This is a genomic window from Pseudoalteromonas sp. CNAT2-18.1 (genome assembly GCF_022347865.1).
Taxonomy (GTDB): domain Bacteria; phylum Pseudomonadota; class Gammaproteobacteria; order Enterobacterales; family Alteromonadaceae; genus Pseudoalteromonas; species Pseudoalteromonas ruthenica.
The window spans coordinates 57,684-79,819 of record NZ_JAKRFR010000009.1 but is presented as its reverse complement, the minus strand read 5'-3'; the positions used below and the strand labels follow the sequence as shown (position 1 = coordinate 79,819).

18 protein-coding genes and 3 tRNA genes are annotated in these 22,136 nt (G+C 48.4%); 15 read left to right on the top strand and 6 right to left on the bottom strand.

Annotated features, from left to right (window positions below):
* Window positions 1–51: 51 nt before the first annotated feature.
* Window positions 52–717: an SDR family oxidoreductase gene (locus MHM94_RS17650; protein WP_235420085.1), complete on the top strand. Its 666-nt coding sequence runs from the start codon at window positions 52–54 to the stop codon at window positions 715–717.
* Between the two features lies 1 nt (window position 718).
* On the opposite strand, the gene MHM94_RS17645 is transcribed toward MHM94_RS17650, so the two are convergent.
* Both MHM94_RS17645 and MHM94_RS17640 read right to left on the bottom strand, forming a co-directional pair.
* The gene (locus tag MHM94_RS17645; protein ID WP_235420084.1) at window positions 719–2,563 is read right to left on the bottom strand and encodes a M48 family metalloprotease; all 1,845 of its coding nucleotides are present in this window, start codon (window positions 2,561–2,563) and stop codon (window positions 719–721) included.
* 2 nt (window positions 2,564–2,565) lie between these two features.
* Window positions 2,566–3,153, bottom strand: a complete 588-nt coding sequence (locus tag MHM94_RS17640; protein ID WP_022946262.1) for a LemA family protein — start codon at window positions 3,151–3,153, stop codon at window positions 2,566–2,568.
* Between the two features lie 122 nt (window positions 3,154–3,275).
* Here MHM94_RS17640 and MHM94_RS17635 point away from each other — a divergent pair, with 122 nt between their 5' ends.
* The 3 genes from MHM94_RS17635 to MHM94_RS17625 all read left to right on the top strand — a co-directional run bounded on the left by MHM94_RS17635 (window position 3,276) and on the right by MHM94_RS17625 (window position 6,631).
* Window positions 3,276–3,629: a hypothetical protein gene (locus MHM94_RS17635; RefSeq protein ID WP_235420083.1), complete on the top strand. Its 354-nt coding sequence runs from the start codon at window positions 3,276–3,278 to the stop codon at window positions 3,627–3,629.
* Entirely contained in the window at window positions 3,622–5,952 is a 2,331-nt protein-coding gene (locus tag MHM94_RS17630) for a fatty acid cis/trans isomerase (protein ID WP_235420082.1), read from the top strand. Before MHM94_RS17635 ends, MHM94_RS17630 begins: the two co-directional genes overlap by 8 nt.
* A 175-nt stretch (window positions 5,953–6,127) precedes the next feature.
* Window positions 6,128–6,631: a hypothetical protein gene (locus tag MHM94_RS17625; protein ID WP_022946265.1), complete on the top strand. Its 504-nt coding sequence runs from the start codon at window positions 6,128–6,130 to the stop codon at window positions 6,629–6,631.
* Between the two features lie 28 nt (window positions 6,632–6,659).
* Here MHM94_RS17625 and MHM94_RS17620 read toward each other — a convergent pair whose 3' ends face one another.
* Window positions 6,660–7,304, bottom strand: a complete 645-nt coding sequence (locus tag MHM94_RS17620) for a peroxiredoxin-like family protein (RefSeq protein ID WP_235420081.1) — start codon at window positions 7,302–7,304, stop codon at window positions 6,660–6,662.
* Window positions 7,305–7,416: 112 nt separating this feature from the next.
* On the opposite strand from MHM94_RS17620, the gene MHM94_RS17615 reads away from it, so the two are divergent.
* Window positions 7,417–8,037, top strand: coding sequence for a dUTP diphosphatase (locus tag MHM94_RS17615; RefSeq protein WP_045980253.1), 621 nt, complete (start codon window positions 7,417–7,419; stop codon window positions 8,035–8,037).
* Here MHM94_RS17615 and yrfG read toward each other — a convergent pair.
* Window positions 8,034–8,687, bottom strand: a complete 654-nt coding sequence (yrfG, locus tag MHM94_RS17610; RefSeq protein ID WP_045980254.1) for a GMP/IMP nucleotidase — start codon at window positions 8,685–8,687, stop codon at window positions 8,034–8,036. The genes MHM94_RS17615 and yrfG overlap by 4 nt on opposite strands.
* Window positions 8,688–8,747: 60 nt before the next feature.
* On the opposite strand from yrfG, the gene nudE reads away from it, so the two are divergent.
* The 10 genes from nudE to MHM94_RS17560 all read left to right on the top strand — a co-directional run bounded on the left by nudE (window position 8,748) and on the right by MHM94_RS17560 (window position 18,348).
* A complete protein-coding gene (nudE, locus tag MHM94_RS17605; protein WP_022946269.1) occupies window positions 8,748–9,302 on the top strand; it encodes an ADP compounds hydrolase NudE in 555 nt (184 codons plus the stop codon).
* A gap of 34 nt (window positions 9,303–9,336) precedes the next feature.
* On the top strand, window positions 9,337–10,140 hold the full coding sequence (cysQ, locus tag MHM94_RS17600; RefSeq protein WP_151172276.1) for a 3'(2'),5'-bisphosphate nucleotidase CysQ: 804 nt from the start codon (window positions 9,337–9,339) through the stop codon (window positions 10,138–10,140).
* A gap of 125 nt (window positions 10,141–10,265) precedes the next feature.
* Window positions 10,266–10,342: transfer RNA gene (locus tag MHM94_RS17595), tRNA-Met, on the top strand.
* A 35-nt stretch (window positions 10,343–10,377) separates the two neighbouring features.
* A tRNA-Met gene (locus MHM94_RS17590) sits at window positions 10,378–10,454 on the top strand.
* Window positions 10,455–10,485: 31 nt separating this feature from the next.
* Window positions 10,486–10,562 (top strand) — tRNA-Met (locus MHM94_RS17585).
* Between the two features lie 459 nt (window positions 10,563–11,021).
* Entirely contained in the window at window positions 11,022–13,109 is a 2,088-nt protein-coding gene (gene fusA / locus MHM94_RS17580; protein ID WP_045980256.1) for an elongation factor G, read from the top strand.
* Between the two features lie 232 nt (window positions 13,110–13,341).
* Complete coding sequence (locus MHM94_RS17575) at window positions 13,342–14,940, top strand: alkaline phosphatase (protein WP_138589119.1); 1,599 nt, start codon at window positions 13,342–13,344, stop codon at window positions 14,938–14,940.
* 12 nt (window positions 14,941–14,952) lie between these two features.
* The gene (locus MHM94_RS17570) at window positions 14,953–16,740 is read left to right on the top strand and encodes an alkaline phosphatase (RefSeq protein ID WP_235420080.1); all 1,788 of its coding nucleotides are present in this window, start codon (window positions 14,953–14,955) and stop codon (window positions 16,738–16,740) included.
* A 56-nt stretch (window positions 16,741–16,796) separates the two neighbouring features.
* Complete coding sequence (locus tag MHM94_RS17565) at window positions 16,797–17,543, top strand: hypothetical protein (RefSeq protein WP_235420079.1); 747 nt, start codon at window positions 16,797–16,799, stop codon at window positions 17,541–17,543.
* Between the two features lie 82 nt (window positions 17,544–17,625).
* Window positions 17,626–18,348 carry a transporter substrate-binding domain-containing protein gene (locus tag MHM94_RS17560; RefSeq protein ID WP_022943897.1) on the top strand — a complete coding sequence of 241 codons (723 nt, stop codon included), beginning with the start codon at window positions 17,626–17,628 and terminating at the stop codon, window positions 18,346–18,348.
* Between the two features lie 6 nt (window positions 18,349–18,354).
* Here MHM94_RS17560 and MHM94_RS17555 read toward each other — a convergent pair whose 3' ends face one another.
* Complete coding sequence (locus tag MHM94_RS17555) at window positions 18,355–20,988, bottom strand: ExeM/NucH family extracellular endonuclease (protein ID WP_138510086.1); 2,634 nt, start codon at window positions 20,986–20,988, stop codon at window positions 18,355–18,357.
* 128 nt (window positions 20,989–21,116) lie between these two features.
* The gene (hemB, locus tag MHM94_RS17550) at window positions 21,117–22,127 is read right to left on the bottom strand and encodes a porphobilinogen synthase (protein WP_022943899.1); all 1,011 of its coding nucleotides are present in this window, start codon (window positions 22,125–22,127) and stop codon (window positions 21,117–21,119) included.
* Window positions 22,128–22,136 lie beyond the last annotated feature (9 nt).

Here is a 22,136-nt window from a genome sequence, read left to right as displayed (position 1 = left end):
TTGATTCACCCCCACCCTAAACTCATCAACTTAAAAAGAGGATGAGTGATTATGAGCCAACATGTGGTGATCACCGGTGCCAATCGGGGCATCGGTTTACAGCTAGCGAAAATTTATAAAGCTGCTGGAGCTAAGGTTATTGCCGTGGTTAGGCGTAGCAGCGATGAGCTTGATGAACTAGGTGTTGATGTGCGCACAGGGTTTGATGTAAGCCACGCTGACGACGTGGCCCGTTTGCGCACTGAGCTTAAAGACGAGCACATCGATTTATTGATTAATAATGCCGGTGTGTTTCGTAACGAAACCCTGGCAGAGATGAACTTTGACACTATCAATGAACAGCTCTCGGTCAATGCAGTGGCTCCTGTGCGTGTGACTCATGCATTGCGTGATAACTTTAGCAAAGGCGCGAAAGTGGCGATGATCACCTCACGTATGGGCTCTATTGCCGACAATGGTTCTGGAGGCTATATAGGCTACCGTATGTCCAAGGCCGCGTTAAATGCAGCCTCAGTGAGCTTGGCCCATGAACTTAAAGCACAAGATGTGGCGGTGGGGTTAATTCACCCCGGATTCGTGCAAACCGAAATGGTCGGTTACGCTGGCGATATAGGCCCAGATGTTGCAGCACAGCGGATCAGTGAGCGTATTGACGAGCTAAACTTAAATAACAGTGGCGGCTTTTGGCATGCTAACGGTGAAACCTTACCGTGGTAAGCTAGCAATCGATACCATCTATCTCTAAGCAGGCAGCAAGCGTGTAGAGCAGCGTTTGCTCCGCCTCGTTAATGTGTGCATCGTGCTCTACGCATACACGACAAGCCTCCAGTAACTGTTGCCGTTTGACCACAGGGAGGCCTTTTATGACTCGCAGGGCGCGCTGCAATCGTGTCAGCTGGCATCGCGCTTCATGCTCTAAGCTAAGCGGTATCTGTAGATGCTGCGCCGCTGCAGCAAGCGCCAGGCGTTGTTGCTCTGGGTTAGCATGGCCATAGCTTGCCAAAGCGCCAAGAAGCTGCTCACAAGCTGCAACAATCACTGTTTTATTCATAACCGGCAACGCACCAACGGTTTTATCAGCGAGGGCATGAGCACTGAGCTGCTGAAAAGACCAAGGAACAAGCTCCCAGTCCTCACACAGCGCAGCGAGCTGTTTTAGGCGGGCAAGAAATTGGCTGCGTTGCGCTTTGGGCAAACAGCGAATTGCACCAATGGCAACCTCAAGCAGGCGAAATTGAGGTTCGGTGCTGAGTTTCGTTAATGCAAGCTCAGCCCTATCCAGCTTATACATATCCACATAAGGAAGCGCGGCGATAAACGTTAGTTGTGCTTGGCGATTCGGCCAGTGTTGATGAAGACACAGTAACATAACTAACCATCGCGCATCGCTCGGCTCATGAGCTAAATAACTTAGAGAGTCCTCTATCCCCATGAGTTTTTCTCGAAAGTCGCCATACACTACTTGTGGCTGCGGGTTGCGCCCTTGGCTAGCACTAAAAGCCATGGTATTTGCTTGGCTTGGCGCCGTGCGTGGACGCTCTTTTAATTGTCCATGCCAATGTGGATCAAGCCTGCGAATACGTTTCGTTAGCGGCGGGTGAGTGCTTAACCAGGTTAACCACGGGCTCAATGCATCACTAAAAAAATAATGACTAAATAGGTGCGCATTATTTTGCCTTAAGGTGTTTTTGCGAGGATTTTCGGCAATAGCCAGTAAAGCCCCGGCCAGTGCTTGTGGGTTACGGGTAAACTGCGCTGCACCAGCGTCAGCAAGATATTCCCGCTGGCGACATACCAGCGCTTTGATAATGTCGCCAAGTTGTGTCCCCAGCCATCCAAACAGCGTCAGAATAACGCCGATGACTGTGGTAAACCCTGCGCCATCTGTGCGTTGCGCGTTGTGGCGACGGGACGCATTCATGGCGCTATAAATTAAGTTTTCACCGGCTTGGCCTATAAAGGTGATGCCATAAAGTAAGGCAGACATACGCACGTTGAGGCGTACATCACCATTGACTATGTGGCTGAATTCATGGGCGACGACCGCTTGTAGTTGTGCTCGGCTGAGCTGCTCGAGCGCGCCTTGAGTGATGGCAATGACACTATCGCGACGATGGTAGCCCGCTGCAAACGCATTAATACTGGGCTGGTTGGCAAGTAAATAGGTGCTCGGAACGGGCATCCTGGCGGCAATAGCGACCTCTTCAACAACATTCAGTAGCACCCGCTGTTGTTCATGGTAGGTGTTTGTTTGCACCAGCTGCCCCCCTAGTTGCTCAGCAATAACACTGCCACCACGGCGCAATTGCCAGTACTTATAAAGTATGGCTGTACTGATAATTGCAGTGATGGAAAGGGTGAGCCCTAGGTGGATTGAAGCGTCAGTTCCATGCGCGATACCATAGTTAAACAGGGTGTATGGGTCAGTTGAAAAAATGCTCATCAGCCATAAAAATGGCCAATGTGCGAGGGCGATGAGAGCCCCCACCGCGAGCACAAATAATACCAGCAGTAGCCAAGTCTTACGCCTTGCTTGGCGCTGCTGAGAAAAGAAACCGCTCACGGCTACTTAAATGACACGCTAGGGGCTTGGCGTTGTCTTTGTGGATCATCCAGTTCTAGCAGCTTGGCATCTTGGTTATGACCCGTCATGTTGGCAATCAACACCGGCGGGAAACTTTGTCGGTAACTGTTATAGGCAAGTACTGAGTCATTGTATGCTTGGCGTGCGAAAGCGATACGGTTTTCGGTGCTTGATAACTCTTCACTTAGATTGGCCATTGTCGCGTCGGCCTTCAATTCGGGGTAGTCTTCTATGCTCACTTGTAAGGCGCCTAGGGCACTGCTCAAGGCTCCCTCTGTTTGCGCTAAATGGGCAAGTTTAGCCGAAGATAATTCACCACCCGAGAGGCTTTGTAGAGCACTTACAGCTTGATTTCTTGCTTGGGTAACCGCTTTTAAGGTCTCACTTTCATGGTCTAAATAAGCCTGAGCGGTGGCGACTAAGTTAGGGACAAGATCATGGCGGCGGTGCAGCTGCACATCTATTTGCGCAAAGGCATTTTGGTATTCGTTTTTATAGCGTACCAGCGAGTTGTAAATCACTATGGCAATGACGACTACTACTGCCGTGATGATTAAAAATAGTTCCATAATAAAGATCTCGCGCAAAAAATTGGGTTAACTATACCTGAATTGTGCACAAAATCAGCCAACATGTAGACATTTTTTGCTATCATGAAAACTGTTTTAGTCTTACCTAATTGGGGCTTGCCATGGAGTTATCGCAAGGCGCTGTACTCAGCCTACCGCTTTTTCAATTCAACGATGAATTACCAAATCGTGATTTAGACCACCCAGATTTATACTTAGAAGTGGTTCTTGACGAGCAGTTACTTGCTCACCTGTGCCAAAACCCAGCGCAAGATCAGAGCGTCAGCTTACAATTGCCCGATTATCAATTGCTGGCGCATACCGAGTCTGTTCCAAGTGAATCCCACAGTGCCATGTTAATGCTCACTCATGGGCCACTTTTAGCAGCCACTTTAGAGCGCGATAATGGCGTTAGTTACGTATCACCCCAGCTGGAAATGATGCCGACCTTTGATCTAGGGGATGATGATGAATAAACTGACGTGGGGCTTACTGTTGCTGCTATGTACGGGCTGCGCCGTATTAGGTGCGCAGAAGTATGATAGCCTCTTTGGCCCTGAGCAGGTTCAAAACCGCAGTAACGATGTAAGTCCTGCGCAAAGCGACTTTTTTACTGAGCAAGTCAAACCCGTGATAGATAACCGCTGTGTCGTCTGCCACGGGTGCTATGATGCGCCTTGTCAGTTGAAAATGTCATCTCCTGAGGGCATTGAACGTGGTACCTCTAAAGACTTGGTCTATGATGGCACGCGGCTACTTGCAAGTAAGCCTAGCCGCTTATTCGTTGATGCCCACACCACGCAACAGTGGCGTGAGCGTGGCTTCTCACCGGTGCTTAACGAGCGCGAGCAAAGCGCCCATGCTAATTTAGTGGGCAGCGTGATGTATCAAGCTCTGGCATTGAAACAGCAGCACCCGCTGCCAGATCAAGCTATTCTAGGTGAGGAATTTGACTTTGCTCTGGATAGAGACCAAACCTGTCCCACTATTGGCGAGTTTCAACAATACGCGCAAGATAAACCTCACGCGGGCATGCCCTATGGTTTGCCAGCACTGACCAGTAAAGAAATGTCGGTGCTCACACAGTGGTTGCAAGATGGCGCGAAAATGCCCGAGCACGGCCCCATTAGCGCTGAGCTGCAAACTGAAGTGAACAAGTGGGAACGTTTTCTTAATCAAGATGATAACAAACACCGCTTAAGCGCTCGTTATATTTATGAGCACTGGTACCTGGCCAATATCTATTTTGATCAAATCAGCACCTCGGAGTTTTTCACCTTAGTTCGTTCGCGCACGCCTCCCGGTGAAGCCATCGATGTTATTGCCACTCGCCGCCCTTATGAAGACCCTAAGGTAGCGCGCGTTTATTACCGCCTGCTGCCTCGAAAAAGTACCGTACTGGCCAAAACCAATATTCCACTGGCGTTGAATAATGACAAGCTAGCTCGCTTGCGATCACAATTTATTGCGCCGGAATATGCCGTGCCGTCACTGCCTGGGTATGACATAAAAGTCGCTTCAAACCCGTTTAAAGTCTTTGCAGCTATTCCCGTAGGCTCTCGATATCAATTTATGCTCGATGAGGCTGAGCTTATTATTCGTGGTTTTATTCAAGGGCCTGTCTGTCGAGGTCAGATTGCTTTGAATGTGATTAATGATCAGTTTTGGGTCGCCTTTGTTGACCCTAAATTCGTGAGTCAGCCCAAAATTGATGAATTCTTAATGCGCCACGAAGATATGCTCGATATGCCTGCCCAGGAAGATTCGAACGCTTTGCCTATTTCTAGCTGGGTCAAATACGCCGCGAAACAAAGTACGTATTTGGAGGCCAAGTCGAAGCTTGCCAATGAAGTTTTTGCCAATGGCCAACACCTCACCGAAAACCTTATTTGGCAAGGGGAAGGGCATAATGACAATGCCGCATTAACGATTTTCCGGCACTTCAACTCGGCAACGGTGGTCAAAGGCTGGGTCGGCGAGCAACCCAAAACCGCTTGGATTTTAGATTACTCATTATTTGAACGAATTCATTATCTGCTGGTGGCTGGGTTTGATGTATACGGCAATGTTGGCCATCAACTGATCACTCGTCTGTACATGGACTTCCTGCGCATGGAAGGCGAAGACAACTTTCTTGCCTTACTACCGAAAGAGCAGCGCAAGGCACTACGGGCTCATTGGTATAGAAAATCACCCACCAGTCTTGTCGAGTTTATGAAAGATACTAATGTGCGCTTTGAGCAACCGACAGGCATTGACTACAAAACGTCACAGCCACAACAAGAGCTTTACCAGCGCTTAGCCACAAAGCTCTCGGCGGTATTGAGTCAGCGTTATGATTATCAAAAAGTACCTGATGTGCTGCGCCAACTGAATGCCATGCCGAGCACGGCGGTGAACTTATTACCACAAGTGAGCTATATCTTGGTGGCCAATGGTGAGGATGATTATCAGGCTTATACTTTGCTGCATCACAATGCCCACTACAACATCAGCAGCTTATTAGACGAGGAAGATCAGCGCGCCTACGATGAAGATAAAGCACTTGTCATCCCCGGCTTTATTGGCGATTACCCTGAAGCGCTATGGTTGTTACAACCACAGCAGCTGGAAGATTTTGCTGCACATATGCAAAAAATGACCAGCGAGGCTGATTACCGAACCTTAAAAAGTCGTTTTGCCGTACGTCGCACTGACCCGCAATTTTGGCGCTTTAGCGATATTTTGCACCAGCAGGTGAAAAAATATCGGGGAATAGAGTATGGCTTATTAGATTATAACCGACTCGAAAATCGGTAAGCTTTTTAGATCTAATTGTTTGTTAAATATAGATAAATAATTAGCTTCTAATGATTTTATAGCAGTCTTTTTTAGCAAATTGGTACAGAAATGAAAATGTAACAATTTGCAAAGACTTGTTTACCTGTGGCGGTTTTGGCAAAATTGCCGCTGTGCCTAAAATTAGAGAACAACAATGCACTATTGGTTTGTATTATTGCTCGCCCTGAGCGCAACATTCGCAGCGCAGGGCAATGAAAAAAAGCTCAGTAAATGTATTAGCCCCGCAGGTAAAGTAACCTACACCACTAAACGCTGTCCTGCAGGGCATCGTGAAGAGGTTATGCGTGAGCAGTTATCGCTTATTCAGTTTGCTGAAAAAGCGCGTAAAACACCGGATGTGGGCCCTAAAGAAGCTGACGAAAGTGACCTGACTTATTACTTGCGTTCTAACTACGGCGGTACTAACTGGGTAGAAAACATTCAGCGTAGCTATTTGGAACAATACAACGCTGTAGTGGTAGTTGATACCTTCCGTTTGCATAAGCTTGAAGGTATTTGTCGAGCGACACAAAAGTGGATCAGTGAACACCCACACCCTATCTTTGAGCTCAGAGATATGCGCTTTGAGTTTACCACGGGCTCTTCATTTGATACCCGTTACGTGACGCAAGGCAAATGTGATTACCGCCTACGTTAATAACAAAAAGGAGCCTAGGGCTCCTTTTTTAATGGTTCATAACTTCTTTTGCAGCGGCCAGTAATAACGGCTCTGATAAACGAACACGATAATTTGGGTTGGCGTATTGGAAATGCACCATCCCTTGCGTATCGAGCACAAACACGGCAGGCACTGGCAGCGCCACTTTTTGCTCACCATCCAAGCCAACAAAGTTGACGCCCAACTTATTACGATAAACTTTAGCCGTTTTATCATCTAAGAAAAAAGCTAATCCCATTGCTTGTGCCAATGCCAGCTGATCGTCTGAAAGCAGTTGGTAGGTCGGTGAGCTAATGGTGCTTTGCGCAAGCTTTGCAGGACTATCTGGTGAGACGGCGATGATTTGCAAGCCCATCTCGGCGATTTGTTGCTCGATATTTTGGATATTCTTTAACTGCTTTGAACAATAAGGACACCAGCCACCACGATAAACAACCAACACCGTGGGCTTATTTGCTAATAGCTTTTTTAGCGCAACCGGTTGGCCCTGGGTGTCCTTTAACGTGACTTCGGGCACGCTCAAGCCTGGCAGGAGCGGGCTCACGCTCTCAGCCGATTCGCTGATATTGGTAATGACCGCTGCACTGGCGACACAACTGAATAACAATAAGATGGCTCCTACAACAGAGCCCGCAAGTGTTTTAGATAACATAAAATTCCTTTATTAAAGCTGTGATAGCAATGCAACTAGAACGGCCCTAGGGTGATAATCTTTCACGCTATAGGTATGATAGGCAAATACACAGACAATGAGAGATTAAAGAATGTCTAGCGCAGCAAATAAAATTGCCATCATGTTAGAAATGCAGCATGCCATGAATACCAAAGTTCACGAGCAATGGTTTGAGCAAGGGTTTGAGTGGTACCGGGCTATTTGGGTTGAGTGTGCGGAAATGCTGGACCACTATGGTTGGAAATGGTGGAAAAAACAAACTCCGGATACAGAGCAAGTAATTTTGGAGCTGGTGGATATCTTCCACTTCGGCTTGAGTCTGCGCATTGACGGCCATACTTCGTTTGCTGAGTTGGCGGCGCAAATTGAGCAGGAAATGCAAAGTCCTATTCAAGGAGCTGATTTTAAAGTCTCGTTGGAGACGTTAGCAGCCAGCGCGGTAGCTGATAAAGCTTTTAATGCTGCTGCTTTTGCCGGCTGTATGCAGCAAATTGGAATGAATATCGATGATCTTTATCGTGGCTACGTTGGCAAGAACACCTTAAACTTCTTCCGTCAAGACCATGGGTATAAAGATGGAACCTATATAAAAGTGTGGCATGGCCAAGAGGACAATGAGCACTTGGTCGCTGTGGTAAAAAGTCTGGACACTGATAACCCAGACTTCGCCAAGCTCGTTTATCAAGGCTTGCAGCAGCGCTACCCCAGCTAGGCAGGCAAAATGTCACGATAATCGGTGACATTTTCATATCCGGCAAGCGGCTTGTGCGGCTGCTTGCTGTCGGGGTTAGCCACTGCTAGCAGATGATTGATCCCAAAGCGCTTCGCTGCATCGAGTACCGCTGCGCTATCGTCGACGAACAACGTCCGCTTTTTATCAAAGCCCAAGTCGCTTTGCACTTGCTGCCACAGCGATTGGTGCTCTTTACTAACGCCGTAGTCATGGGTAGAAACAAGCTTATCAAGATAGCGGTCCAGCTCAGTGCGTTCTACTTTTAAGCTCAAACTATCTCTATGCGCATTAGTGAGCAAAATAAGCTCTTTTCCTGAATTTTTTAATGCCTGCAAAAACACCTTGGCATCGTCACGAATACTTATCAGGTGCTGAATTTCACGCTTTAAAGTCATAATGGGCAACTGTAATTGTTGTTGCCAATAATCTAAGCAATACCATTGTATTTGTCCTTGCACTGCTTCATAGCGGGCCGCCATTTGTTCTCTGGCTTGTTGCAGCGGAATTTGTTGCTGCTTAGCGAGTTGGTGGGGGATGACTTCGAGCCAAAAATGGTTGTCAAAATGCAAGTCTAATAAAGTGCCATCCATGTCGAGTAATACGGTGTCGATATTGGACCAATTTGGCATGGGCTTTTCCTACTAAAACAATTATCATGGATTTATGTTGATAATAACAAAGTCGCGGCTATGACACAGAAAAAGCATCCAACGCCTCCAGAAATACTTGATAATAACGTGGTGGCAAAAAGTAGATTATTTACTGTTGAGGCCCTAGAGCTGCGCTTCTCCAATGGCGAGCAACGTCAGTATGAACGTATTCGAGGCGGAGGCCGTGGTGCGGTCATGATCGTTCCGGTTAACGAACACGATGAACTTATATTAGTGCGTGAGTACTGTGCCGGCACCAATGATTATCAGCTGGGGTTCCCAAAAGGCTTAATCGATCCGGGGGAAACGCCGTTTCAAGCTGCTAACCGAGAGCTGCAAGAGGAAGTGGGCTTAGGCGCTCATGAGCTTAATGAGATGAAAAAAGTGTCGCTCGCGCCTAGCTACTTTAATGCTCATATGCACATTATCACCGCCCGCGACCTTTACCACCAAACGTTGGCTGGTGATGAACCAGAGCCATTAGAGGTAGTGCATTGGCCAATGGCGCAATGGCAAGCTTTGCTTGGCGAGCCGGACTTTACCGAAGCACGAAGTGTGGCAGCTTTGCTATTATTAATACAGGCATCTAATTAAGCCACGAGGTTCAGCAGTAAAAAAGGGGGTCGTGTTGCAAGATTTTCTAGCTCCATGCATTGAGTTGGCCGAGCAAGCAGGTTTGGCCATTATGGCTATTTATCGCCAGAATGATATTGGAGAGCAGGTAAAACAAGATCACACCCCAGTGACCAAAGCAGACATTGCAGCGAATGATGTGCTTATGGCTGGGCTCGAGAAAATGGCGCCTGACATCCCGATTATGTCTGAAGAGACGCCCATTCCCAGTTTAGAAAAACGGCAGCACTGGCAGCGCTATTGGCTGCTGGACCCAATGGATGGCACCGGAGAGTTTATTCTCGAAAGCGGTGACTTTGCCGTCAACATTGCACTAATTGAAAACAATCGACCGGTGCTCGGCGTGATTCATTGGCCGGCGAAAAACACCACCTACTTCGCAACTTATCAACAAGGGGCGTATAAGAAAACGCCCGAAGGGGTTGAGCGCATCAGTGTCGCCCAACCGGCAAACCTTACTTTAGCGGTTAGCCGCAGGCAAAAACTAGAGGCCGTTAGTCAGTACTTAAATGCCACCTTCGACACCGTGCCGTTAGGGTCATGCTCACTCAAGGCTTGTATTATCGCTGAGGGGAAAGCCGATTGCTTTATGCGTATTGGTCCAACCGGTGAATGGGACACCGGCGCTTCGCAGGTGATTGTCGAAGAAGCGGGCGGGTGTATTACCGATGCGGAATTTAATCCACTCACTTATAACCAGCGTGAATCAACAGAAAATCCCGACTTTATTGTGATGGGGCATCCCGATTGGGAGTGGCAAAAAATGATTAGCCCTCATCAGCGCTCTCATCATAATTAGTCTTCAATGGTGGAAAAACCAGCAGCTGATATGGTTTCGGTGTAATTAAACTTGCATTTAAATTTTGTTGCTATATTATGGCGCTCTCGTTGGCGAAGGGGCTTCCCTAGACCCAACAATGTGGACGCGGGATGGAGCAGTCTGGTAGCTCGTCGGGCTCATAACCCGAAGGTCGTCGGTTCAAATCCGGCTCCCGCAACCAACTTCTAAAAGTTGCAAGCGTCCACAGATAATTGGCGCGGGATGGAGCAGTCTGGTAGCTCGTCGGGCTCATAACCCGAAGGTCGTCGGTTCAAATCCGGCTCCCGCAACCAACTTTTATCGCCAGTTATCACCTTATATTGACGCGGGATGGAGCAGTCTGGTAGCTCGTCGGGCTCATAACCCGAAGGTCGTCGGTTCAAATCCGGCTCCCGCAACCAATTCTTAGTAGACCTCACTACCAATTACTATTTTAAATCCATTCGACCTAAGGTCGTCGCCACGGCGTGTCGTGTTCACATCCGGCTCCCGCAACCAATTCTTAGAAAACTCTCTAGTTATATTCTATTTTTAAGTTAAAAATTCACTCGACTTACGGTCGTCGCCACGGCGTGTCGCGTTCATATTCAAGTCTTACAGTGAATTACCCTGCATTGTTTTAAATAAAACGCTATACCCCTTTTGACACTCTGTTGTCTTGCTACTGCGGCGTTTTATCAGCGTGAAATCATGTCTTTTTAGCTCCGGCAAAGCCGCATCCTACCTTGGCTCAAACGATTTTATTGGCGTCCCCAAGATTTTCCTAATTTGATTGCATTTTAAGCGGTTTCTATGATGATGTTCGCCACAAGAGGTGATATACTCCCGCCGAATAATTTTTCGACCAATAGAGTAAAGCAATGGCAGATTTATCAAAATACAGAAATATTGGTATTTTCGCGCACGTAGATGCGGGTAAAACGACCACGACAGAGCGTATTCTGAAGCTCACCGGTAAAATTCACAAAACCGGTGAAGTACATGACGGCGAATCAACGACCGACTTCATGGACCAAGAAGCTGAGCGTGGTATTACAATCCAATCAGCAGCTGTAACATGTGAGTGGAAAGGTCACCGTTTAAACGTAATCGATACTCCTGGACACGTTGACTTCACAGTAGAAGTATATCGTTCACTTAAAGTACTTGACGGTGGTATCGGTGTATTCTGTGGTTCTGGTGGTGTTGAGCCGCAGTCAGAAACTAACTGGCGTTATGCGAACGAATCAGAAGTAGCACGTTGTATCTTCGTAAACAAACTAGACCGTATGGGTGCTGACTTCTACCGCGTTGTAGAGCAAGTGAAAAAAGTACTTGGCGCAAACCCACTAGTGATGACTCTTCCTATCGGTATCGAAGACCAGTTCTCTGGTGTTGTTGATGTACTTGAGAAGAAAGCATACGTTTGGGATGACACAGGTCTTCCTGAAAACTACGAAGTACAAGACGTTCCAGCTGACATGGTAGACAAAGTAAATGAGTATCACGAGATGCTTGTTGAAACTGCCGTTGAGCAAGACGACGATCTAATGGAAGCATACATGGAAGGTGAAGAGCCTTCTTTAGAGCAAATCAAAGCGTGTATCCGTAAAGGTACTCGTGATCTTGCGTTCTTCCCAACTTACTGTGGTTCAGCGTTCAAGAACAAAGGTATGCAGCTAGTGCTAGACGCTGTAGTTGATTACCTACCTTCACCAACAGAAGTAGATCCGCAGCCACTAACTGACAAAGACACTGGTGAGCCTACTGGTGAAGTTGCAACTGTATCTGCAGATGAGCCACTTAAAGCGCTTGCGTTCAAAATCATGGACGACCGTTTTGGTGCACTTACCTTCATCCGTATCTACTCGGGTCGCATGAAAAAAGGTGACACAGTACTTAACTCAGCAACAGGTAAAACTGAGCGTATCGGCCGTATGGTTGAGATGCAAGCTGACGAGCGTAACGAACTTACCGAAGCGCAGGCGGGTGACATCATCGCTGTTGTTGGTATGAAGAACGTGCAAACTGGTCACACATTATGTGATCCTAAGCACGAATGTACGCTTGAAGCGATGATCTTCCCTGATCCAGTAATCTCAATCGCTGTTGCACCTAAAGATAAAGGTGGTACAGAGAAAATGGGTATCGCAATCGGTAAAATGGTTGCAGAAGATCCATCTTTCCAAGTTGAGACTGATGAAGATTCAGGTGAAACCATCCTTAAAGGTATGGGTGAACTACACCTTGATATCAAAGTTGATATCCTTAAGCGTACTTACGGCGTAGACCTTATTGTTGGTCAGCCTCAGGTTGCTTACCGTGAAACTATCACCAAAGAAATCGAAGATAGCTACACGCATAAGAAGCAATCAGGTGGTTCTGGTCAGTTCGGTAAGATCGATTACCGTATCAAGCCAGGTGAAGTAGGTTCAGGCTACAAGTTCAGCTCAAGCGTTGTTGGTGGTAACGTTCCTAAGGAATTCTGGCCAGCAGTTGAGAAAGGCTTCGCATCTATGATGGAAGAAGGTGTTCTTGCCGGCTTCCCAGTACTAGACGTTGAAGTTGAACTATTTGACGGTGCTTTCCACGCAGTTGACTCATCAGCTATCGCGTTCGAAATCGCTGCAAAAGGCGCATTCCGTCAGTCTATCCCTAAAGCGGGTGCACAACTTCTTGAGCCAATCATGAAAGTTGACGTATTCACTCCTGAAGACAACGTGGGTGACGTAATCGGTGACCTTAACCGTCGTCGTGGTATGATCAAAGACCAAGAAGCGGGCGGCATGGGCGTACGCATCAAGGGTGAAGTACCACTATCTGAGATGTTCGGTTATATCGGCCACCTACGTACTATTACTTCTGGTCGTGGTCAGTTCTCTATGGAGTTCTCACACTACGCACCTTGTCCGCAAAACGTTGCTGACGAAGTAATCGCTGCAGAAAAAGCGAAAAAAGAAGCGAAGTAATAGTCGCCTCTTCTAAGAAAAACCCAGGCTAGTGCCTGGGTTTTTTTATGCCTATTCCTCTGCTCCCGTATTCGCTGTCATATATTCATCATCTGTCCGTCAATAAATGGTTATATTTTAGAAACATTCGTTCCCTACAGTAACGACGCCAGTACAACCCTTGCTGGTACATATTTGTGGTTAAGAACAGCTTCTTAACAGCGCTAAATAATAAAACTCACGGGAACAAAAAATGAAAGTATCAAAGTTAGCCTTGGCGATGGCGGCAGCCTCGGCCATCTCCTCGCTGGTGTGCACACCAGTGCAGGCCGGAGTCTTGCCTGACGTTCAGACCAATAGTCAGTGGTATCAAACAGATAAGAATAAGCTCAACGAGAAGCAGCAATTGGCCAATCAGCAAAAACTGACTAAGGCCAAAAATGTGATTCTGTTTGTTGGCGATGGTATGGGGGTATCAACACTCACAGCAGCTCGTATTCTACAGGGCCAAAATAACGGCAAAATGGGTGAAGAAGGTTACCTTAGCTTCGAGAAGTTTCCTTACTCGGCTCAGGTGAAAACCTATAATGTTGATGCACAAACCCCAGACTCAGCAGGCACCATGACCGCCATGGCGTCAGGGGTTAAAACTGATGTGGGTGTGATTGGTGTAGATGAAGATATCGAGCGCGGAAATTGTGCCACGGTAGCTGGTAATGAACTGATTACTGCTCTGGAGCTTGCAGAAATTCGAGGTTTAAGTACTGGTATCGTCAGCACCGCCCGTATTACCCACGCCACTCCTGCAGCAACCTATGCCAAATCAGCAGATCGTAATTGGGAAGACGTGTCAGACATGCCTGCGCAGGCAGTTGCGCAAGGGTGTGAGGATATCGCTACGCAATTGGTTAACTTTGAACAAAACCTTGAAGCGCGCTTTGCTGGTACTGACGTGGATGGTATAGAAGTGGTTATGGGCGGTGGCCGTCGTCACTTCCTACCGAAAGACGAAACGTATAACACTCTTGATGCCCGCAGCGCTATCGAAGGAGACCGCACCGATGGTCGTGACCTGACTCAGGAATGGCAACAAAAGTATGCCGATGGTGTCTACGTATGGGACCGTGCTGGCTTTGATGCTATAGCCGATGACGCTCAGCGGGTGTTTGGACTGTTCAATGAATCTCATATGCAATATGAAGCAGACCGAGGCAATGATCTTGCGGGTGAGCCTTCCCTATCGGAAATGACCGCTAAAGCAATATCTGTGCTTGATAATAACGATACAGGCTTTTTCCTTACGGTTGAGTCCGGGCGTATTGACCACGCTCACCACGCGGGTAATGCATACAATGCGCTGAACGATACAATCGAACTGGCTAATGCCGTGCAGTATGCCATCGAGAACACTAACCCCGAAGAAACATTGATTTTGGTGACGGCGGATCACAGCCACGTCTTTACCATTGCCGGTTACCCTAAACGTGGTAACCCTATTCTAGGTCAGGTAGTGGCGGTAGGGCAGCAGCAGCCGACGCTTGCAGCAGATGGTAAGCCTTACACCACGCTTGGCTATGCCAATGGCTTGGGCTTTCGCGACCTAGGCATGGAAACTAACGCTGATGCCAGCTACAGCGATGCGCCGCAAACCGGGCGTCAAAATCTGGCGGGTATCGATACCACCACCCCAGGTTTTCACCAAGAAGCAACCATTCCACTTAGCTCAGAGACACACGCAGGCGAAGATATTTCCCTTCATGCTATGGGTCCCAGCGCCCATCTAGCGCAGGGAGTGATTGAACAAAGCATGGTGTTCCACATTATCGACTCAGCCCTTGAGCTCACTAAGTAAGCAGGTATTACAATGAACAAGCTAAATATTCTTTCTCTTGCCGTGGTTGCGGCACTGGCGGGTTGCTCTGACGATGATGGCGCGCCGACTTTAACTGTTAACACCGACATAGCTGTGGGTGATAGTCAATGCATTAATGGTGGTGTCTACACTCAAGTGGGTGCCGATGACAATGGCAATGGCGAGCTTGATGGCGATGAAGTTGCAGCGCAAACGACCAATTGTAACCCGATTAAAACTACATTAGATGATGATGAACTGGCTAACCTAACGGGCAACGCTTGGTTTAGCGATGCTCAGGATAAAGTCGCGCAGGCACAACAACGTGCCGAGCAGCTAAGCAGCAGTAATCAAAAAGCGAAAAACGTGATTCTGTTCGTAGGTGATGGGATGGGCATCTCCACGGTCACAGCTGCACGTATTTTAGCTGGGCAACTACAAGGAAAAATGGGTGAGGAGCACCAGCTTAGCTTTGAAACCATGCCCTATTCCGGCTTTGCTAAAACCTATAATGTTGATGCGCAAACTCCTGATTCAGCTGGCACTATGACGGCTATGGCGACAGGCGTCAAAACCGATGTGGGTGTGATTGGCGTGGCTGAAGGGATTGCCCGTGGTGACTGTGAATCGGTGTCCGGCAATGAGTTAGTAACCGCCTTAGAGCTGGCAGAAATCGCAGGTAAATCAACGGGAATTGTGTCAACCGCGCGGATCACTCACGCCACACCGGCTGCCACCTATGCCAAGTCGGCCGACCGTAACTGGGAAGACATCTCCGATATGCCTGCTGATGCGGTCGCTGCTGGGTGCGAAGACATTGCTTCGCAATTAGTTAACTTTGAGCCTAATCTGGAAGCGCGATTCGACGTCGATATTGATGGTATTGAAGTGGTAATGGGCGGTGGTCGTCGTCACTTCCTGCCAAAAGATGCCGCATTTAATAGCAATGATGCGCAAAGCAGCACCGAGGGTGACCGCACCGATGGCCGTGACTTAACGGCGCAATGGCAAGCGGCTTACCCCAATGGCACCTATGTGATGGATCAAGCGGGCTTTGATGCTATCGATCCTGCCAGCACTGAACGCATCTTTGCGCTATTTAACGAATCGCACATGCAGTATGAGCAAGACCGAAGCAATGATATCGCCGGTGAGCCGTCGCTCGCGGCGATGACGGAAAAAGCCATTGATGTTCTTGATAATAACGACGAGGGCTTCTTTCTGACTGTAGAGGCGGGTCGTATCGATCACGCTCACCATGCAGGTAATGCCTATAATGCGCTTCACGACACGGTGGAGTTGGCCGAGGCGGTGCAAGCCGCGATGGAAAAGACCAACACGGATGAGACCCTGATCATCGTAACCGCAGATCATAGCCATGTATTTACCATTGCTGGCTACCCTAAACGAGGTAACCCCATTTTAGGTAAAGTGGTTGCCGTTGGCAGCGACGAGCCTACCTTGGCAGCCGATGGCATGCCTTACACCACTTTGGGTTACACCAATGGCAACGGCTTTAAGAACCTTGGCGCACAGACCAATGCTGATGCTGGCTACAACGGTGAGATTGTCACTGGTCGTGTGGATTTGAGCACCATTGACACCACCACAGCTGGATTCCACCAAGAAGCACTGGTGCCACTTAGCTCAGAAACTCATGCGGGTGAAGATGTGGGGGTGTATGCCCAGGGTCCTGGAGCCCACCTAGTGACCGGAACTAATGAGCAAAACTATATCTTCCACGTGATTAATCACGCTGCAGATTTAGTGAGTAAAGCAGAAGCCAAGCTAGGTAATTAATCACCTAAGGTCGAGGGCATAGATTGCTATGTCCTCGGCCCTAAGTGGAGGATAAAATGATGAAGTATGTCAAATTAGCCACGTTGGCAGTCGCCATGTGTAGTGCCAGTGTATATGCGCAACAGCAATGCCAAGCGAATGCGCAGGTGTTAAAAGCCAATTATATACAGCAGCAAGGCGCTCAAGAAGAGCAGCTATTTTCGCTTTGGCGGCTGCATGATCAGGTAGCGCATCAGGCCAACAGCCAGGGGGTCGTTGAGCTCTGGCAACGTCTATCTAATCAGCAAGTGCGGCCTATTCGTTATTTTGAGCATTACCAAAGAGGCATTGAGTACCAACCTGGTGAGCTAAAAGAAGGCGGGCAACCAGTCAGTTGGTCACAAAAATACCAGTTAGTGCACAGTGACCTACTTTCACAATCGCCATCACGTACGCAAGGTGAGGGCTGCGGCCAAGAGCAGCACTTCGAACGCCAGCAAAATGGCTATAAAGTGACCCTGGTATGGCTGCCAGCATTGCAGCTGGTCAAGCAGCTTGTGGTGGCACGTGAAGACGCTGACCATCAAGACAGGTGGCAACAAATAAGCAGACTAGCGTTGCAAAGTTACCAGCTTAACCCGCAACAAGTGCAGCAACAATTTGCTCATTGGGACCGTTATCAAACTACGGACTATGCCGATGTGGGCGATAATGAACATGATCCATTTTTGGCGAAAATGATAAATCAGGGCTTTATTGAGCACGGTGCATCAGGGTTTTATCACAGTGATGGCCAAGCTATGTCAGGCGGCCACCACCATTGATCATGTAGATATCTAGGATAATTTGTCGCGACCAACCAAGCAGTGCCTATAATAAAATAATTTGTGGTGTGCTGGAGAGAGCATGAGTCGCGGCTGCCTATTTCTTGCCTTGTTGTTTCTAATTTCACCTTGCCAAGCCGAGCGCGTGGTTATTGCTGCTGAAGACGCATGGACTCCGTATGCCAATGCCGATGGTACGGGCATGGCGAATGATATAATCACGGCCGCTTTTGCAGCGGTAGACGTGTCAGTCGACTACCATATTTACCCTTATGCGCGGGTGCTGCATTACCTCGATACCGGTGCCTATGTAGCGGGGTTCAATGTGCCTATCGATGCTATCAGTAAAGAAAAGTACTTACTCGGTAGTACACCTCTTTATAAGGCTTATTCTGCGTATTATCACAATACCCAACGGGCTCTGAAAATTACTAATCGTGCGCAGTTTAATGGCGAGTTAGTAGGTGTTGTCAGAGGATATGGCTATGGCGACCAGTTTCTTACTTTGGTGGCCGAACATAAAGTGGTGGCGGCGTATGCCAACTCCGATTTGCCTAACATGCGAAGGCTGATGTTAGGGCGCTTAGACAGTGCGCTTATTTTCATTAAATCAGCAAATTATCTACGTCGTACCCAAGGGATTAGCGATAATATTCAAGTGGCATTTATTAATGAAGGAACCGATATCTTTCTTGCTTTTTCTCCCCATCACCCAGATGGCGAGCGGCTGCAAAAGTTATTTGAACAGGGGCTAAAAAAGATAATCGAGAATGGCGCTCGTGACGCCATTCTCGCTCGGTATTAAACCCTATTAGTCGGCTTTAACCGCACGGTAGCGTAACGTGACATTACCGTAGGGCAGAGGGCCAAGAATACGGGCTTTCCACTTTCCAGCAGCAGGGTTATCAAAGTGACATTGCTCTGCAGTCCCCCAGTTACGTGAGGCACAATCGGCACGGAAAATAGACGGGCGACGTTGGTGGCTAACGTACAGGTCAACTTGACCCCAGCCACCCACGAGCTCGATATCTAGCGTTTGGTAACCCTCTGGTAAGTCGATAGTAAAGTTGCGAGGCCAAAACCATCCACTAAGGCCAGTAAACTCGCCCACAAGCTCTTCGGGCTCAGATTGCTCGGCAGCAATGGCGACGATGACGGGGTCATGATCTGAGGCGCGGTATGCATGCTCGGCATACAAGCTGGCCTGCTGTGCCTGGGTTTTGTACTCTAAGTTGTAGTCTAACACCCGAGGCTCATCAGCATTAATATGCCAATCGGTAGCAGCGACCACTTTGTTCATAAGGCTGGGTGATGCCAAAGCGTGGTCTAAGCTGCCTAAGCGGCCTTGGAAGTTATATGAGTAACCCAACGTATTGCCTTCCAGCGTAGGAATGACATTGGCAAATCCGGCGTCGGCAAAGGTTTGCATGGGGTCTTCCTGCGCATAAGCATTCATATCACCGACAATGATCACATCGTCATCAGCCACACCAGTGGGTTGGCTCGCTAACCATGAAGCGAACTGCTCGGCACCGGCTACGCGCGTTGCGTTATAGCAGGCTTGACCATCATTTTGGTCTTGATCGAGCCCTTCGGCACGGCTACAGCCACCTTTAGATTTTAAGTGAGCGACAGCAACGGTTAACACTTCATCACTTTCAATATCACGGAAGCTCTGTGCGATCGCCGCGCGGTTACCATAGGATAAGGCGTCTTCATCATTGATGCTGGCTGTGCCAACTTCTTGTACGCGGTCGCTACGGTAAATGAGCGCGGTAGTAATGGCGTCGGTGCCAACCTCGGCTACGGCAAAATCAACGAAGGCATATTCGCCGTTATCGGTTGCATCGTTCAGTGCAGTGACTAACGAACTTAGGGCACTGAACTCGCCAAAGCCATCGTTTTCAATTTCCATTAAGCCAACAATGTCGGCATCCATGGCGGTGATGGCGGTAACGAGCTTTTGCTCTTGGCGAATAAACTCTTGCAAATCATCGGCACCGCGAGAGGTAGGAAAGCCGCCTTGCTGGCCATCACCATTGAAGTAGTTTAAGACATTAAAGCTAGCGATTTTAATATCGCCCTGCTCATTGAGTACGGGCGCTTCAGTGCGAGGGTTGCTGGCAGTGAATTGTACAGCCGTGGTTGGATGTAAACGGTAGCGATCAAAACCATAGCCTAACACCCCGGTGAGGCCTTCTACACTATCGCCTAAGCGCACGGTATTGTAGGCATCCAGTCCAGCTCCAGGATAAGGAATCACTTCAGGGTTTTGCTGTGTTGAGCCATCATCAAGTAATAACTGTTTTAGCTGGTTTTGCGCTTCCAGCGCATTGGCGGCATCACCTGGTAGCGCCACTTGGGTGCCTTGATATAAGCGCTCTGTTGCTAGGCCGAGCTCTCCATAGCGTGCCAAATTATAGCTATCTACTACGTACATTGGCTGGGCGACACTGATGAGCATGCCTTCATAGGCTTCAAGCTCGTCGATATTGTCAACCGGTAGCGTGATTTCAGTGATATCAGCTTGTGCAGTACCACAACTCTTCAGCGCCGTCACATTCTTTAATTGTGTGGCGCCGTAGTATTCATCAACGGTGGCCTGAAGTCGTACACGGTCACCGACATTAACGTCATCATCACTGTGATAAACAAAAATACCTTCAGAGGTGAGGGGATCATTATCAGCGTTGAGTGATGCTAAGAAAAAGCCATTAAGGGCGTCACTTTGTTGGTAATCAGCACTGACCACCGCTTCGACAATAACTTGTTCGCCTTGCAGGGGACTGGCCATGCCTGGCCCTTGGATTTCGCTAATGGTAGTGGCTGGATCAGCACATGTGAGCTCGGGGGTTGGCTCTGGATCAGGGTCGACTGGGCCGGAACCTCCTTGGTAGGTGCCCAGATCACTGAAATCGTCTTGCTCATAGCCAGTAAAGAAGTCGCTAGGGATATAGGCGGTGTCTAGGGCGGTGCGAGCACCGGTGCCATCAATACGGCGCAGGGTATTATTTTGCGTAGAGGTGAGTCCTTCACCCCATTGCGAACCAGGGTCGAGGCCAACCTGACCAAGGCTATCAATGACGTCACCCTGTTTACGAAGCACAATGGCATCATCGCCGTTGAACCAACCACCGCCTGCAATTTGATCAGCGACTGCCAGAATTGCAGAATCTGCTGATTCATGTGCGGCAACAAAAACGCCTTCAGCTGCCAGTGAGCCTGAGAGATCGAGAGTATAACCAGCCGTAGTGCTGCCGTTAAAGTAAAACTCAATACTATATTGGCTTAAATCGACTGACTCTGAATTGGGGTTATAAAGCTCGATGGCTTTATTATTGCTACTGCCTTCGACATATTCTGATATTAAGATATCTGCTTGAGCGCTGAGCGATGCCAACGAGGCCGCCACCGCTAGAGCGATAGGTGTGACTGTGTTTTTCATTAGATAGCTTCCCGTGTATTGTTATTTATCCCTAAAGGGGGACATATTATGCCCCCAATAAGTTACACGAAAATTTCAAGTTGTTAACTTGTTAGCGCTTTTTCTCAGAAAAAAGTTGGGTGTTAAGCTTAAGATTCGTTAAGCCACTGCGCCGCGCGTTTAGCAAAATAAGTGAGAATACCGTCAGCCCCTGCACGTTTGAAGGCAAGTAAAGACTCCATAACAATGGCTCTTTCTTCTAACCAGCCGTTTTCAATAGCAGCCATGTGCATGGCGTATTCACCACTGACTTGATAGGCGAAGGTGGGCACGGAAAACTCATCTTTAACGCGTCGAACAATATCTAAGTAGGGCATGCCTGGTTTCACCATGACCATATCAGCGCCTTCTTGTAAATCCAGCGCGACTTCTCTGAGGGCCTCATCGGAGTTTCCAGGATTCATTTGGTAGGTCTTTTTATCAGCCCCTTTGAGGTTACCCGCTGAGCCGACCGCATCGCGAAATGGGCCATAATAGCTTGACGCATACTTGGCAGAATAAGCCATAATTTGGGTATTGATCAGGCCTTGCTCTTCTAGCGCCTCACGAATAGCGCCGATACGACCATCCATCATATCTGAGGGGGCAACGACATCGGCACCCGCTTGGGCGTGTGACAGCGCTTGTTTCACCAACACCTCGGTGGTGATGTCATTGATAACATAGCCTTGCTCGTCAATGATGCCGTCCTGACCATGCACGGTGAAGGGGTCCAAGGCAACATCGGTGATCACCCCTAGCTCAGGCAGTTCGCTCTTCAAAGCGCGCACCGTGCGTTGTGCTAACCCCTCTGGGTTATAGGCTTCTTCGGCATGCAGCGATTTCTTTTCACTGGGTGTGACTGGAAATAGGGCAATAGCGGGTACACCTAAAGCGACCAACTCTTTAGCTTCTTCAATCAATAAGTCGATGGACAAGCGCTCAACTCCAGGCATAGATTCAACCTGTTCGCGGCGGTTTTTGCCTTCCAAGACAAACACTGGATAAATTAAGTCATTAACGCTGAGCTCATGCTCTTGAGTTAAGCGTCTAGAGAAGTCATTTTTACGTAAACGACGCATACGCGTATAAGGAAACAGGTCGAGTCCTGATTGGGCCATAATGCTCTC